Source organism: Vibrio sp. 1167 (assembly GCF_033340375.1).
Lineage (GTDB): Bacteria > Pseudomonadota > Gammaproteobacteria > Enterobacterales > Vibrionaceae > Vibrio > Vibrio alginolyticus.
Window position 1 is genome coordinate 70,269 of the sequence record NZ_JAWOWK010000009.1, and the last position, 14,286, is coordinate 84,554.

Sequence of the window (14,286 nt, forward strand, 5' to 3'; positions counted from 1 at the left end):
GATGGATAGAAATTAACACTGGCAATTGAAATTTCAATATTTAGAATGCGAGGCTGAAATTGATTTCTAACCTAGAGTGATTTTATGCTTCGTGATTACACCTTCGATTGTCTTGTAACTATGCCTCGCCATGAGCTGGAAGAGTTTAGTGCTCGTATGATCAGTAAAATGGTGCCAGAAGACGTGATGAATGAGCTGTTCACTTTTGATCAAGAAGAAGTGGATAGTGAAGACCGCATGTTGTCTGCACGTCTTGATGCAATGCTACGCATGACAGCAATCGCACTGAGTGAAATTCAACAAGCGTTTGATGACTCAGACAACGCAAAGCAAAATAGCGAGCGAATGACGCGATTGGTGCTTTGGCATTTCTACGCGATCTCATTCCGTTTGGAAGAGGCCATCACGCTAGAAACACACTGTGCTCTAGTGGAAAAACTAATCGAAAATGCACCTTCGGATGTTTTTGCGTGGGTAAAAACATTGACGGAGCTGCTGCACACTTACGCTGAAATCAACGCGAAAGAGAATCCTCAAGACTAAACCCCTGTCGTTTATCGTTCAGTAAATTAGAAACAAGGCGAGCCATTTGGATCGCCTTGTTTTTTCGCGTCAGATAAACCTTCGGGTTTGAAATACCAAACAAGCCTAGACTCAGATTTGTTCGTTCACTAGCGAACGGCGTGATTCCTTCTTACACTAAATCAAGGTGTTTGTTGCTAAACAAGCAAATGCATGACTAAGTCGTGTATTGTTTTCCACTTAAATGCGGATAATTTATGTCGAAGAACCTTCTGGTTTTTAAATTGGAACCGACTATTGAGCGTGTACGCTTTCCAGCTGAGCTTCATCTATCTAAAGGAAGTGAACGATGGATCCGTTAACGCAAGGTTTATTGGGTGCAACTTTGCCACTGGCCGTGAGCAACAAGCGAAACCTTGCAGTTGTTGGCGTGTTGGGCGTGGTCTCTGGGATGGCTCCGGATTTAGATGTGCTCATCCGTTCTTCAACTGATCCTTTGCTGTATTTGGAATACCATCGCCAATTTACTCACTCGCTCTTGTTTATCCCGTTTGGTAGTTTCATTTGTGCTTTGGTGTTGTATCCATTGTTCGCAAAAAAGCGAGGACTAAGCTTCCGGCAGAGTTGGTTTTACTGCGCGCTTGGTTATAGTACCCATGCGTTATTAGACGCATGCACCAGTTATGGAACACAGCTTCTATGGCCGATAAGCAACACGCGTTATGCTTGGAACACTATTTCGGTAATCGACCCCGCGTTCACACTCCCTATTTTAATATTGCTTTTGTTTGTTGCACTGAAGCGAAGCCCAAACTATGCCCGCATTGCATTTTTATGGTGCCTGGCTTACCTAAGTCTTGGAACGATACAACGAGATAGAGCAGAAGTAGCTGGTTGGGAAATCGTCAAAGAGCGACAACACAACGCTATACAATTAAAAGCCAAACCAAGTTTCAGCAATCTTTTGGTTTGGAAACTAATTTATGAAACGGAAGAGAGCTACTATGTAGATGCCGTAAGGGTGGGGCGTTCAATAAAAATTTACCCTGGCGAATCAACTCCAAAGTTAAATATAAAAGAGCAATTTCCGTGGCTAAACCCGCAATCGCAACAAGCAAGAGACATCGAACGTTTCCGTTGGTTTTCAAACGGTTTTGTAGCGACGGATCCGAATAATGAATTGCGAATTGTTGATATGCGTTATTCCATCGTACCAAACCAAATTAATGCGTTATGGGGCATCAATCTATCCCCAAAAGCCAACGCAGAGGCGCACGTTGAATACACTGCTCATCGAGGAAGTACTGCAGAAGATCGCCAAGTTTTTTTCAACATGCTTACGGATTTTGAGTGATGGTTTTACTTTGGATGTCGATGCGGTTTCGTAATAACCATTACGCAGACTGAAAGTCCTTTACTAGGGTTGGCTTGCTGGCGAAGAAAATTTTGCCAAACAGGGACTTGTACTTCCAGCCAAGAGACAAAAGCCGTTTAGCTAAGTTCTTGTTTTCAATGATTGCAACCTCAACACCTTGGTAGTGGTATGGATTGCTTTTGATGTAGTCGATAAATGCAGTAAGCACGCCTTGCCCGCGAACGGAGGGTGCAAAGTTGACTGCTACAATAGAAAAGCGTTGGCTACCTGCTGGGCAACGGACTAAACAGTGCCCAAGAGGATGAGTAATAGTCTCAGAAAATTCAGGAAAAGGGCGAGACTCAAGCTCTTGAGAAAGCGCATCGTATCGCTGACATAGATAAGAAAATAGTTGTTTCGCTTCGCTGTTCATATCGGTGCCGCTTTTGTGTTGCTTGGTTTAAAGGCATTGATGTCTCAAACATTGTAACCATAGATAGCAACACAAAACGCGGTAAACTTTTTCAGCAATGATTTCCTATTTTTGAAACCTAGATTGTTACAAATGAAGTTGAATGGTTTTTATATGGTGGTTGTGAACGGTGTTTCTAGTTGAAGGAAGAATACGCTGGTTACTGGACTCTTACTGGAATTCCTTTGTTAAAAGGCGAGCTGCTTGGTTTAATGCCGCTCGTTTAACTGCGAGTGGCATCTTTTGTATTTCGTCACCTTGTACAGCGACGATGGGATATGATGTGGGATCTTCTATCCTAGCTTTTCATGGTCTAAATTATCTCATTAACCACTCAGAGCGCTGCTATTAGATTCCTAGTCTCGCAAGGGCTCGCTGGACTGACACAAAAACATCGTTAAACTCCTGTTATTAAATTATTTGGTCCGCCTTTGCTTATTTTTGAGCGCTTAACTAGGCGTTACTCCAAGTGCTTAAATTGCAATGCCACAAGTCGCTGATACAACTCACAGCTTTGTATTAATGATTGGTGGTTACCAACATCGACTAATTCGCCATTGTCGAGCACCGCAATTTTATCCGCATGTTGGATAGTCGAAAGACGATGAGCAATGATCAGCGTTGTGCGTCCTTTCATTAGAGCTTCAAGTGCTTGCTGAACGTGATGTTCACTTTCACTATCAAGGGCGCTGGTAGCTTCGTCTAGCAGTAAGATTTTTGGATCTTTTAGAATCGCGCGAGCAATCGCAATGCGCTGCTTTTGTCCGCCTGATAGCCTAACGCCGCGCTCCCCTAAAAAGCTGTGATAGCCTTCGGGAAGCTTCTCAATAAACTCATGGGCATGGGCTTTTTTCGCGGCTTCGATAACTTGTACATCCGTCGCTTCAGGATTACCGTAGCGAATATTATGAAAAACATCATGGCTAAACAGCGCTGGTTGTTGTGGTACGAGCGCCATTTGACGTCGAAGCTCGTTTGGGTCGAACTGTCGAATATCTTCACCACCAAACAACACTTGCCCTTGCTGTGGGTCATAAAATCGTTGCAGCAGTTCGAATAGTGTTGTTTTACCTGCACCAGAAGGGCCGACCAACGCCAGTACTTTTCCTTGTTCAGCGGTTAGATTTAATTCTTTGATTGCTGGTTGATTTGGGCGAGAAGGGTAGTTGAAACTCACCGAATTAAAGTTAACCTCAGCAGGCATGTCGGCACGGACAGGCAAATGGTTGCTTGGCGCTTTAATATCACTGTCTACTTGAAGGATCTCAATCAGCCGTTCGGTAGCACCTGCGGCTCTTTGCAATTCACCCATGACTTCGGAAATGGTTGCAGTCGATGAGGCAACCATAATGGCATAAAACACAAATGCGGCTAGGTCACCCGCAGACATTTTTCCCTGAATCACATCGCTGCCGCCTACCCAAAGCATGCCTGCAATCGCGCTGAACACAATCACAATAACGCCTGATATCAGGATCGCGCGCTGTTTTACTCTCTGTCTGCCTACTTCATAAGCTTTTTCCACCTCGACAGCGAAAGCCGCTCGTTCATGCGACTCTGAGCTAAAACTTTGCACGGTTTTAATATGTTCTATCGCTTCTCCAGCGTAGCTTCCGACATCGGCCATTGAGTCCTGACTTTGGCGAGAGAGAGCACGCACGCGTCGCCCATAAAACAAAATTGGCACCAAAACCAAAGGCACAGAAGCAAGCACAATCAGCGTGAGCTTAACGTTGGTAGCGAATAACATAATGATGGCACCAAAACACATCAAAGCGCTACGCATCGCCATCGAGAACGATGAACCAATAATGCTTTGCAGCAATGTGGTATCGGTAGTCAGGCGCGACATTATGTCGCCACTACTGTTGGTCTCAAAATAGCTCGGATGCAGCGTAATCACATGGTTAAACACCGCAAGGCGAATATCCGCACTAACGCGCTCACCTACGGAAGAGACAAGGTAAAAGCGAAAGAAAGTCCCAATGGCAATACACAATGTTACACCGACAATAAACTGAATCGCATTGGTAAGCTCTTGCAGTGATTGCTGAGCAAAGCCTTGGTCGATAAGAATGCGCACTCCATAGCCAACGGATAACGTTAAACTTGCCGTCGCGACAAGTGCAACTAAGGCCGCTGCAACCCGCCATTTATAAGGCGCAATAAAGGTGTTGAGTTTAAGAAGAATGCTGAGATTTTTGTTATTTTTTCGGCTCATGAGTGACTCACAAAGCGTTTTAGGTACCTGGCATAGTAAGCCAGTTTGGTTGGTGAGACCAGCGATCTACCGCGTTCGGATTAGGAAGTTGAGGAGTTTGATAGAGTAAACATTACTCTATCTGTTTACTTTTAAGTAATCACTTAAGTCACATTGACTACTTACGGAATCCCCATAGGATTGAAATTCAAACTTTCTGATGGGGTTGGTGGCTTCGCAGTTTAAATTAGACATATTTACTCTTTCCTTCATACCGATGACATGATGCCTGAAAATTCCTTTCCAAATAACAACCTTTTGATTGGCAACGGTTGTGGTCACTTCTACACTGCATATTGTTTGAAATAGGCCATCGAAAATACTTAGAACTTTGTTCCTTTTTCTGAAAACAGGATCAAACTTGAATTCCCCATTTGTATTCGTGGTGAAGCTACGTTCGAAAGAACGATTTGCTGACCGAATGTTAAGTACTACATTTGCATTCTTTATGGGAGTATCGTTCTTCGTAATACGTCCTTTTATGCTTGGTGTAAACTCTTGAGCTTCCTTACCAAAAAATAAAAAGCCAACAGCAAAAACAGAAATCAGTACGAGTATGAGTAAAGCTGCAAACTGTTCTAAGAACAGAAAAACATTGTTGATCATCGCTTACAAATCAGTAGTCAGTGAATACACCTCGAATTGTTGCGTATTGTCTCGAATGACTATAGCGAGTATCTAAATCGGTGAGACATAATTCACGATTTTTTTAGAAGTTTTGGAGGATAGAGTGACCCAGGCGATCTTTGTTTTGAAAAAGAAGCACTGCGATAGTGACAGATATAGCCAATATCGCATGTATATCGAAAATCACTTAAACGTCTAAGAGACTAGAATCAGCTTTTAGTTCGGAGGGTGTTACGCACGGCTTTTGGCGAGTAGCAGGTCGACTTTTCCTTTGGCTGTTTTACTGACCGTTTGCATCAACTGAAAACTTGGTTTTTCGACGCCTGAGTTTTCTATCCCTTCGACCATTAAGAGCCAAAGCTTGGCTGTCATTTGCGCATCGGCTAGTGCACGGTGGAAAACACCGTCGTTGTCGATATTTTTATAGCGAACAAGTTCACCTAGCTTATGTGATGGGGCTTCTTGAATGAGCCGTCTTGCTACCAGTAAGGAGCAAGCAAACTCACCCGAATAACCACAGTTGATTCGTTCAAGCTCTGCATCTAAAAATCGTTTATCGAAGGACGCGTTGTGAGCGACAAGGTTCTCGCCAGCAATGAACTCACTAAATGACGCCATTACCTCTTCGCAGCTTGGTGCCGATCGCAACATATTGTTGGTAATGCCGGTGTAGTTCTCAATGAAAGAACTCACTCTGAAACCGGGATTCATGAGTTGCTGAAAACTATCGACAACCTCGCCATTGACTAACTTTACTGCACCAATTTCTATTGCGCGATCACCTAAAGTAGGAGAGAGACCTGTGGTTTCAAAGTCGAGTACGACCACAGAGTTTGCTTGAGGCATAAAATTTTCCAGCTGAGTAATATTGCGCAAGAGTATTATTGAAAGCGACAGAAAAAGAAAGGCGAACACAATGGTGAATATCTGTCTATCTTTACTCCACAAAGTCAGTGTTCGTCGTCCACTGTTTATGGACAGGCACGTTCTGGCTTACCCATCGCGGCTTGTGCGGTAGCCTTATATTTCAAATGTTTTTCGGCTTTTCGATTCATTTCAATTAAGCATTAACTTTCGATATAAAATACTGATTATAAATTGATTTTATAAATCCACTTCGGCATCATTCACGGCTTGATTTTAAAGATGAATGTCATCACGGCAAAAAATTAGAACAACTTATAATGCGAGGCTAGGGAACGATGGAACAAATGAAAAATCACTATTTAGAGATACCTGAAGAAAGAAAATTGCGTATTTTTCGTGAAGAAGACGAACGTTTCTACAGCTTTTGGGAAAAAATGCTTGATGAAAAGCAGTCCTTTTATCAACAACCTCTCAAAAGAATGAAAGGCGACGCTTGGTATTCGCTTGATGCATTCTTCACTGCTTCAAAATACGGACAACATCAGGCCTCACCAGCTTATATAAAAAGAGCGCTTGAGTTACTGAATAACGTGTACTTGCTGGCCAATCATTCAGACAAAGTGGTTGAATTCTCCGTTGGGCAACGACATTTTTCGGAAGTAGGTAACCGTTCTATTGCAGGGGGAACGATGGATGCTTGGTTGGATGAAATCTGTTTAGCGATGGCCGCGAGAGATTGGCGCTGCGTAGAGCTGATGACCATCATGGATGAGTCGTTAGTGCGTTTAAAAGATCCATTCGATGTTGCGCTAGTCGAGTTCGTTAACGGTGTATTTAGCAATTCATCAGCGTTACCAGAGTTATTGCAAACTGTGATGGAGAAATCCTCCCCGCAATACTTAGAATCAACCAGAGTGCCATATGTACACTCTTTGTTTATTCCATTTGTGAATGTGTTTGTTGCCATTATCGATGGCGATGAGGCACATTATCAAGAGGCACTGAGGGATGCGTTAGAGGCGCATTACCAGTTCTACATGAATGAAGATGTTCGCTATTCGCCAAAAGGAAATGTTTCTCTGAAACTGACTGGTCTTGCTGCATTAGCATACGATAAGTATGGCTGGACGATTCCAGAAGCCGCATATTTACCGAAATGGCTTGTTTACGGTGAGCATGATCTTCGTTCTGCGTAAATCACTCTTAAGTTAAATCTATGTCCAATCGGAGGTTCAGCATGGAAGCATAAGCAGAAAATGCATCGCGAAAATGCAGTTTACGCCTCCGTTTTAACAAGTTACATTGTTGAAACTTTGATTCAAAGGACAGAACAATGAGTGCCCACCTAAAACAGCTTTGTCATACCCATCTCCCTGGTAATAAAGAAGATTCTCCAGCCGAACACTTTGTGAAAATGGCAAAGTGGTGCGAAGAAAACAACGTCAATCACGATGTCTACGGCGAGGGCGAAACGGTTCAGGCCTTCGAGAAAAAGGTTGCCGATCTGCTGGGTTACGAGGCAGGGCTTTTTGTTGTAACAGGGACGATGACGCAGCCAACAGTGCTCGAAATTGTCACAAGACAAAAGCGTAATCCTATTGTCGCTATGCACGCATCTAGCCATATTCCTGTGCATGAAAAACAAGGCTACCAGCTTCAACATCGTTTTAGTATTTTGCCAGTAGGGAACCCTTATCAAACATGGAAGCTTGAGGATCTCACTGCGTGGCCGGATGAAATCGCAGCCGTTCTTTATGAACTCCCGATGAGAGAAATTGGTGGTCAGCTACCTTCATGGTCAGAACTGGAAGAAATCAAAGCGTACTGCGCCGAAAATGACATTCATCTCCACATGGATGGCGCAAGACTTTGGGAAACCGCAGCTTACTATCAGAAAGAATACCGCGAGATCGCCGCTGGTTTTGATACGACCTATGTTTCACTCTACAAAGGCATCAACGGTATGGGCGGCTCTATGCTGCTTGGCTCAAAGTCGTTCATTGAACTGGCTTCAATGTGGATGAAGCGCCAAGGTGGCAACCTGTATCACAGAACACCTTATGTGGTGTCTGCGGCGATGCAGTTTGATGAAAGGTTGGCACAAATGCCAGCTCTGTTTGAGCGAACAAAGCAGATCTACAAGATCATTAAAGAGTTCCCAACTTTGGCGGTAAGACCAACCCAGCCTCAAGCAAACATGTTGCACCTTATCCTGCCATTTAGCTGCGAAGAGTTGAAAGAACTCCAATATACGTTTGCCACGGAAAAGGGCATTTGGTTTGGTAACCCGCAAGTCACGGCACATCCAAATCAATCGATCATTGAATGGTATGTTGGTGACTACCTGCTCAATCTTGGTGATGACGAATTAAGGTCGTTTTTCAATCAGTTACTCGGTAATAAGGCATAAACTTATCAATATGCGAGCTTACTAACACGCCATACGTGGCACTTCATGTATTCTTAATTGAAGCGAAGAAGAGGATTTATCAATGTCAAAAAGCTCCAAACTTCACAATGAAGACAAACTGGTTAAGAAGGCACTAGAGATTGGTGGGAAGATGGCGAAGCTACAAGGCTTTGACCTTCCTCAGTCACCACAACCTCTAAGAGTAAAAGCGATTTACCTATTCTTGGTTGATGCCAAACAGATCACCCCATTACCGGAAAGCAAGCTAGACGGCGCAAGCATCAAACACCGACTGGCAGTCTGGATACACAGTGCATTGCCAGACAATGACCCTCTAAAGTAGAAAACCTCATAAGTCATATAGGTCATTAATTAACTAGGCGAGCCAAATGGTTCGCCTTGTTTGATCTTGGCGAGTGCACCGAGGTCTTTTGGCGTGGCGGTATCATTGATTTACAAAACAAAATCAAAAGGACTAAAGATAAATCCCGAGAAGCGCCACAATGCAGGTGTTGCGAGAGTGCAACCAAGATTACTCATTTACAGAAGCCTTGAAGTAACCATACATGTCTAAAGATTTCGAATTCACTACAGAATACATACTCGACAAACCTTTCTTTGCTGAGTGTTATGATCAAACTAGCCAGCCAACGAAGTTCCCACAAGCGTACCTAAAAGGGATGCTGTTTCTTATCTTTGGTGTGGTTTTATTGGAGTTTGAACTGCTACCTAACGGTTATGTCGGTTGGTTCTTTATCGTATTGAGTGTGATTGAAGCGTGTAGCGTTTACTTCAAAAGAACCTGGTGGCTATGGCGTCAAACCATCAGTTCAAGCCGTGGCAGCAAAGTAGTGTTTGAAGTTAATGCAGATGGCGTGCGCTATAAAAGCGGTAAAATCGATCGCAGCCTCGCTTGGAGTGATATCGACCAACTCGAACAAACTGATTTGGGCTTTATCCTTCACCTTGGTAAACAACGCCAATACATCAGCAAATCTTGCTTAAGCGAAGAAGTGATCGCGTTTATGGTAGAGCGGCACGCGGCATCAAAAGCGAGCTAACCAACTCACATCAAGCTGGAATGAGCGATCGAAAAAGTAGGTGATATATGATCGAACATTGTAACAAGTATATGGTCGATTCTGAATCAATGGGGTTTGATGTAGAAAGCTAATAAGGTTTAGAGGTTTCTCTTTCGGACATACTGCTTCGGTGTCATGCGCGCAATCTGCTTACACTCTCTAGTCATGTGTGCTTGATCGGAAAAACCTTGCTCCAGCGCCAACTCCGATAAAGTAAGATCGGGTTGCGCTCGGAGTTGCTCTAAAGTGTGCTTCACTCGTTTAATGCGTTGGTAATGTTTAGGAGTAATCCCCAACCATTTCTGAAAATTGCGCTCTCTCTGGCGCTGACTGATGGTCCCTGTAGGTTGGTCAATAATGTGGCCGACATACTGCGGTTCATATTCCTCAATCAGTGTTTGAACCCAGCGATATAACGTAGAAATCCTTGCATATGGCGAACGAGCTATTTGCAGAGACTCAAATGTTGCTAGTGCAGAAGAAGCCAAAGGGTGGTCGTCTTGAATCCGCAATAGCTGTTCTAGACGTTTACCAAATAGTTGATAACCAACAGCAGGATGAAAGCGTACGCCAGTCATCACCGCGCCTGGCGGTAGGCAGACCTGATGTGCCAGAATGCTTATAGGCAGTAGGACAACCCCCGGCGTCTGCCACTCACCATCCATTTGTACTTCATTCTGTAAAATGAATACCACACCTGTACCAGCATCACTGAGTAATTGTTTACGTACGGTTTGCGTCGTATCAGGTTTGACGGATGCTGACCAAATGGCTTGAACATAGCCAGCTAAAGCCTTTTGAGGTTTTAAAATATCAAATTCTAAGTTCAAATGAATCATCCTATTTAACCTCAACTTAAATGAGAAAGTGATACACATGTACTTTTCATCCTATTAAGTTGAGGTATAAGCAGTGGCTTACAAGTAAGAACCGTCAAATAGAATTATCGAGGTTTATAGACTCCAACCTTTGGCTTAAATGCCTTAACTATTCGGTTCCAACTATTGATCGCGTTGATCGCAATTGTTAGGTTGACCATAGCTTCTTCTCCAAAGGTATTCAAGGTCAGCTGATAGGTATCATCATCTACTGGTAGGCCAGCAGTTAGTAATTCAGCCCAGCCAAGCGCAACGTGTTCTGCATCGCTGTAGAATGGCATATCTTTCCATGCACTAAGCCCCCATATGCGTTCCGGCTTTTCACCTAACTTAAGCGCATCTTTACTATGCATGTCGATACAAAATGCACATTGATTGATTTGCGATATGCGTAACTTAACCAGTTCCCATATGATCATGTTCATAGTTTCTGATTGGCTAAATTGTTCATGGAAGTAAGCTTCCTGAGCGTATAGGATTTCTATTGCTTTTGGCGCTACTTCAATATAGTTGAGTCGTTTTTTCATGGTCATTCTCCTCTGTTTTTTACATAGTAAAAAACGCTCTTAGCAAAAGATTGAAGATTTTCGACATGCACTCAATAAAGTTAGATAAAAGAGTGAACGACGAAAGCGAAAAAATGTACCTATTGGAAACCAAGAAAACTTATGCCAATTAACAAAGTATTGCTCTAAATAATGCGACTTAAGGTTGGCGTCTATTTTTACTCCACCACCTTCCGTAAACGAGCAAAAGGTGCTGAGTTACCTATATACACACCAGCCGCAACGATAAAGACGCCTAAAACATTTTCCCATTGAGCCTGCTCACCAGAAATGAACGAAATCAGTAGAGTGAATACCGGCATAATATTAAATAATGGAGACATTTTATCTGGACCAAGAACGATAGCACCTTTCATCCAAAAGTAATAAGCGATCAAAGTGCCAAACAGGCTCATGTACGCTATTAGTGATAGGTCTTTAAATGTTATGGCATTTAAGCTACGGCTAAAGTCGCCGTGGTACATCGCTATAGCGACCATTTGAATGGCACCAATACTTAACACCCAACGTAACTGCTGAGTTACTGGGATATGAGATGTTAAACGCTTCGCTAGAATTGTGTATAAACACCCACTAATTAAAGCAAATAACATGTATAGATCACCAATATTACTATTGCTGCTAATAGAATGAATATTTCCCCCTGTAATGACGATTACCACTCCACAAAAACTGATTAGTGCACCTAAAATAGTTTTAACCGAAATGGAAGTTTTGAGAATAAAGCCCGACAACAAGATAGTGACAAGTGGTAGGTTTGCCTGAACAACCGCTGCGTTAACTGGGGTAGTAAATCTCATTGCAGAGAAAATAGAGAAGTTTTGGATAGTTACACCCACGGTTGCTATAACAAACAACGACAACATACTTTTTCGTGTGAGTTTGGCTCCATATGGAGAGCGTTTAGTACCTCTTATCAGTAAGAGTATTAAAGCTGCAACGGAAAAACGTAACGTCGCTGAATCCAAAGGAGAGACATCGCTATTAATAGCCTTTATTACGTTAAAGTTACTAGACCAAAAAAAGATAGCGACAACAACACCGCACCAAATTGATAAATGCTTAGACATAGATCTTCCTGATAAAAATTAACTTGACGCGATAATGCTATATATTTCATATTTGATTTTTAATAGCCAAATTTAAGAGGGTTAATCCCAAATATGGAACGTCACTCTTTGGATGACCTTTTGTTATTCGTTTCTGTTGCTCGCTATCAAAGCCTAACACAAGCATCTGAGCGTCTTAATGTCCCGTTAGCTACGCTAAGCCGGAAGTTAAAAAGGCTGGAAACAAACTTAAATTGCAGACTATTTAACCGCAGTGCACACCACTTTGCGTTAACAACTGATGGCGAAAAATATTATCAACTCTGTGAGCCGTTACTTCTTAGCTTAAATAATGTGACATCGAGAATTGCGACTGAGCGTCAGTCTTTAAGCGGAACGCTCAAAATATCAGCGCCAATTAACATGACACAGATGTGGTTAAAGCGGTGCGTTTATGAATTTGCAGAGCAACATCCGAAGATATGTATCGATTTAGATGTACAGAATGAAAAAATCAATCTTGTATCTAACCGTGTCGATGTTAGTTTTCGTCTTGGTGATCTTATTGAACAAGACTGGATTGCTCAGAAATTATGGTCGATTCCATTTGCGCTTTGTGCATCACGAAGCTATTTAGAACAACACCAACCGATTACCCATCCAGAACAACTTGTTCATCATCGCCTAATTACGGTAAACAACGACAGCCAATGGAAATTAGTTAATCAAATCACCAATGAAACATTTGATCATCCGCTAAAGTTTCAATTCACTTCAAATGATGTACTACTAGTTAGAGACGCCGTCATCCATGGTTTAGGAATTGCGTGGATTCCAACCTATTACTTTCATGAGCTAAATCATGATCAACATAACCTGCTGCCTTTGTTGCCAGAATGGCAATGCTCGGGTAAAGAAGTATTCATTATGTATCGAGACCGCGATAAAAGGCCTGCAAGAGTTGATGCATTTATTGAACATGTCTTAAATTGGAAAAATCGCATTCAAATGTTTGCTTGAAAGAGGTTTATCACATTGTGCTGTGCCGGTAACCTCAAGTGAAGCTTCATGACTCTGCTTCAATTGAGTTCATTTATTTAACCTCTAAAAGAATCATGAATACATAGGCAGTTAATGGGATTCGAGTTTACAAGTGATTCGGTCAGCTAAAATTCAAGCTAAGTAGAAAGTATTTGCAGTTGTATTTGCCTCTGAAAATCGTTTAGAGCTTTCTCATCCGCGAGGTTCTATAAGAAATTATTAAGGATATATTTGTGTGTGATTTCGTGAAAAAAATTATTGTAGGTTTACTTTTCAGTGCTTCGTCTTTTGCTTCCTTAAGTCAATATGTTCCAGCAATGAATGATAAGAACGGTTATGTAGAACCATTTCAGATGTTTGATAATGTCTATTATGTAGGAGACAAGTGGGTCTCATCATATGCCATTGCTACAGACGACGGACTCGTTATCATTGATACGCTTGACTTCCCTTACTCTGAGTGGATACCTATCAACCTAGAGAAGCTAGGGCTAAAAGATAAGCCAATAACGCACATATTGGTAACTCATGGGCATTCTGACCACGTTGGGGGCGCCCAGTTACTTCAAGAGAAGTATGGTTCCAAAGTCGTGATGACCAAAAGCGCTCATGAACTATCTATACAGCAATCAAACAAAAGCGAAGGTGAGAACAAGTTCCTTCCTCCAAATTTAGACATAGAGATAAAAAGCGATAGCTCTATGGCTATTGGTGGACATGAGTTTAAGTTCTATCTCACACCTGGCCACACGGAAGGTGATTATTCCTTAGACTTCACTGTTGAAGATAATGGCGAACAATATCGTGCTTTTATCGTTGGTGGGCATAGCGTAAGTAGCAATGATCCAGAAGTTATTGGCCAGTTCCTGACTAGCATGGAGAAAATTCGAAAAATTTCACTACAGGCACCTATTGTGAACGTTAACCTTTCGAACCATCCACATAAAAATTTCCTTTTTGAAAATAGGAAGAAGCTCGGTACAAGCGGTAACCCGTTTATCAGTGAGGCAAACTTCTTCATGTTCCTTAAGCAACAAGAAGATTTAGCTAAGGGAAAACTAGAAGAACTATAATACCGTGGTATACGAGCAGCCTTCGTTATTAGGTTAGAGATTTGCTCTTGAGTTATAGCTAAGGCTTTGATGAGTTGCTCAATCA

Annotated in this window: 15 protein-coding genes; 8 read left to right on the forward strand and 7 right to left on the reverse strand. The window is 42.3% G+C overall.

Annotated elements, in window-relative coordinates:
* Nucleotides 1-84: 84 nt before the first annotated feature.
* Both R7Z78_RS18085 and R7Z78_RS18090 read left to right on the forward strand, forming a co-directional pair.
* On the forward strand, nt 85-543 hold the full coding sequence (locus R7Z78_RS18085) for a hypothetical protein (protein WP_005388759.1): 459 nt from the start codon (nt 85-87) through the stop codon (nt 541-543).
* 328 nt (nt 544-871) lie between these two features.
* Complete coding sequence (locus tag R7Z78_RS18090) at nt 872-1,876, forward strand: metal-dependent hydrolase (protein ID WP_104976124.1); 1,005 nt, start codon at nt 872-874, stop codon at nt 1,874-1,876.
* Nucleotides 1,877-1,916: 40 nt separating this feature from the next.
* Here the strand turns inward: R7Z78_RS18090 and R7Z78_RS18095 are convergent, their stop codons facing one another.
* The 4 genes from R7Z78_RS18095 to R7Z78_RS18110 all read right to left on the reverse strand — a co-directional run bounded on the left by R7Z78_RS18095 (nt 1,917) and on the right by R7Z78_RS18110 (nt 6,081).
* A complete protein-coding gene (locus tag R7Z78_RS18095; protein ID WP_005376463.1) occupies nt 1,917-2,309 on the reverse strand; it encodes a hypothetical protein in 393 nt (130 codons plus the stop codon).
* A gap of 499 nt (nt 2,310-2,808) precedes the next feature.
* Entirely contained in the window at nt 2,809-4,569 is a 1,761-nt protein-coding gene (locus R7Z78_RS18100; protein WP_104976123.1) for an ABC transporter ATP-binding protein/permease, read from the reverse strand.
* A gap of 117 nt (nt 4,570-4,686) precedes the next feature.
* The gene (locus tag R7Z78_RS18105; protein ID WP_104976122.1) at nt 4,687-5,214 is read right to left on the reverse strand and encodes a DUF6795 domain-containing protein; all 528 of its coding nucleotides are present in this window, start codon (nt 5,212-5,214) and stop codon (nt 4,687-4,689) included.
* Between the two features lie 252 nt (nt 5,215-5,466).
* Nucleotides 5,467-6,081 (reverse strand): PolC-type DNA polymerase III, encoded by a 615-nt coding sequence (locus R7Z78_RS18110; protein WP_169644072.1) that lies wholly within the window; start codon nt 6,079-6,081, stop codon nt 5,467-5,469.
* 356 nt (nt 6,082-6,437) lie between these two features.
* On the opposite strand from R7Z78_RS18110, the gene R7Z78_RS18115 reads away from it, so the two are divergent.
* The 4 genes from R7Z78_RS18115 to R7Z78_RS18130 all read left to right on the forward strand — a co-directional run bounded on the left by R7Z78_RS18115 (nt 6,438) and on the right by R7Z78_RS18130 (nt 9,573).
* Nucleotides 6,438-7,298 (forward strand): immunity 49 family protein, encoded by an 861-nt coding sequence (locus tag R7Z78_RS18115; protein ID WP_104976121.1) that lies wholly within the window; start codon nt 6,438-6,440, stop codon nt 7,296-7,298.
* A gap of 137 nt (nt 7,299-7,435) precedes the next feature.
* A complete protein-coding gene (locus R7Z78_RS18120; protein WP_104976120.1) occupies nt 7,436-8,512 on the forward strand; it encodes a threonine aldolase family protein in 1,077 nt (358 codons plus the stop codon).
* 82 nt (nt 8,513-8,594) lie between these two features.
* The gene (locus tag R7Z78_RS18125) at nt 8,595-8,855 is read left to right on the forward strand and encodes a DUF5062 family protein (protein WP_005376453.1); all 261 of its coding nucleotides are present in this window, start codon (nt 8,595-8,597) and stop codon (nt 8,853-8,855) included.
* 223 nt (nt 8,856-9,078) lie between these two features.
* The gene (locus R7Z78_RS18130; RefSeq protein ID WP_104976119.1) at nt 9,079-9,573 is read left to right on the forward strand and encodes a YcxB family protein; all 495 of its coding nucleotides are present in this window, start codon (nt 9,079-9,081) and stop codon (nt 9,571-9,573) included.
* Between the two features lie 119 nt (nt 9,574-9,692).
* Here R7Z78_RS18130 and R7Z78_RS18135 read toward each other — a convergent pair whose 3' ends face one another.
* The 3 genes from R7Z78_RS18135 to R7Z78_RS18145 form a co-directional block, all read right to left on the reverse strand.
* The gene (locus R7Z78_RS18135) at nt 9,693-10,433 is read right to left on the reverse strand and encodes a helix-turn-helix domain-containing protein (RefSeq protein ID WP_169644074.1); all 741 of its coding nucleotides are present in this window, start codon (nt 10,431-10,433) and stop codon (nt 9,693-9,695) included.
* Nucleotides 10,434-10,537: 104 nt separating this feature from the next.
* Entirely contained in the window at nt 10,538-10,999 is a 462-nt protein-coding gene (locus tag R7Z78_RS18140) for a carboxymuconolactone decarboxylase family protein (protein WP_005376442.1), read from the reverse strand.
* A gap of 197 nt (nt 11,000-11,196) precedes the next feature.
* Entirely contained in the window at nt 11,197-12,108 is a 912-nt protein-coding gene (locus R7Z78_RS18145; protein ID WP_104976118.1) for a DMT family transporter, read from the reverse strand.
* 93 nt (nt 12,109-12,201) lie between these two features.
* Here R7Z78_RS18145 and R7Z78_RS18150 point away from each other — a divergent pair, with 93 nt between their 5' ends.
* The gene (locus R7Z78_RS18150) at nt 12,202-13,107 is read left to right on the forward strand and encodes a LysR family transcriptional regulator (protein ID WP_104976117.1); all 906 of its coding nucleotides are present in this window, start codon (nt 12,202-12,204) and stop codon (nt 13,105-13,107) included.
* A gap of 266 nt (nt 13,108-13,373) precedes the next feature.
* Nucleotides 13,374-14,201: an MBL fold metallo-hydrolase gene (locus R7Z78_RS18155; protein ID WP_225452537.1), complete on the forward strand. Its 828-nt coding sequence runs from the start codon at nt 13,374-13,376 to the stop codon at nt 14,199-14,201.
* The last annotated feature ends 85 nt before the right edge of the window (nt 14,202-14,286 follow it).

Excerpts from the sequence above, each read along its gene's own strand:
- R7Z78_RS18085 (WP_005388759.1), top strand. The coding sequence starts at position 85 with ATGCTTCGTGATTACACCTTCGATTGTCTTGTAACTATGCCTCGCCAT.
- R7Z78_RS18090 (WP_104976124.1), top strand. The coding sequence starts at position 872 with ATGGATCCGTTAACGCAAGGTTTATTGGGTGCAACTTTGCCACTGGCC.
- R7Z78_RS18095 (WP_005376463.1), bottom strand. The coding sequence starts at position 2,309 with ATGAACAGCGAAGCGAAACAACTATTTTCTTATCTATGTCAGCGATAC.
- R7Z78_RS18100 (WP_104976123.1), bottom strand. The coding sequence starts at position 4,569 with ATGAGCCGAAAAAATAACAAAAATCTCAGCATTCTTCTTAAACTCAAC.
- R7Z78_RS18105 (WP_104976122.1), bottom strand. The coding sequence starts at position 5,214 with ATGATCAACAATGTTTTTCTGTTCTTAGAACAGTTTGCAGCTTTACTC.
- R7Z78_RS18110 (WP_169644072.1), bottom strand. The coding sequence starts at position 6,081 with ATGCCTCAAGCAAACTCTGTGGTCGTACTCGACTTTGAAACCACAGGT.
- R7Z78_RS18115 (WP_104976121.1), top strand. The coding sequence starts at position 6,438 with ATGGAACAAATGAAAAATCACTATTTAGAGATACCTGAAGAAAGAAAA.
- R7Z78_RS18120 (WP_104976120.1), top strand. The coding sequence starts at position 7,436 with ATGAGTGCCCACCTAAAACAGCTTTGTCATACCCATCTCCCTGGTAAT.
- R7Z78_RS18125 (WP_005376453.1), top strand. The coding sequence starts at position 8,595 with ATGTCAAAAAGCTCCAAACTTCACAATGAAGACAAACTGGTTAAGAAG.
- R7Z78_RS18130 (WP_104976119.1), top strand. The coding sequence starts at position 9,079 with ATGTCTAAAGATTTCGAATTCACTACAGAATACATACTCGACAAACCT.
- R7Z78_RS18135 (WP_169644074.1), bottom strand. The coding sequence starts at position 10,433 with ATGATTCATTTGAACTTAGAATTTGATATTTTAAAACCTCAAAAGGCT.
- R7Z78_RS18140 (WP_005376442.1), bottom strand. The coding sequence starts at position 10,999 with ATGAAAAAACGACTCAACTATATTGAAGTAGCGCCAAAAGCAATAGAA.
- R7Z78_RS18145 (WP_104976118.1), bottom strand. The coding sequence starts at position 12,108 with ATGTCTAAGCATTTATCAATTTGGTGCGGTGTTGTTGTCGCTATCTTT.
- R7Z78_RS18150 (WP_104976117.1), top strand. The coding sequence starts at position 12,202 with ATGGAACGTCACTCTTTGGATGACCTTTTGTTATTCGTTTCTGTTGCT.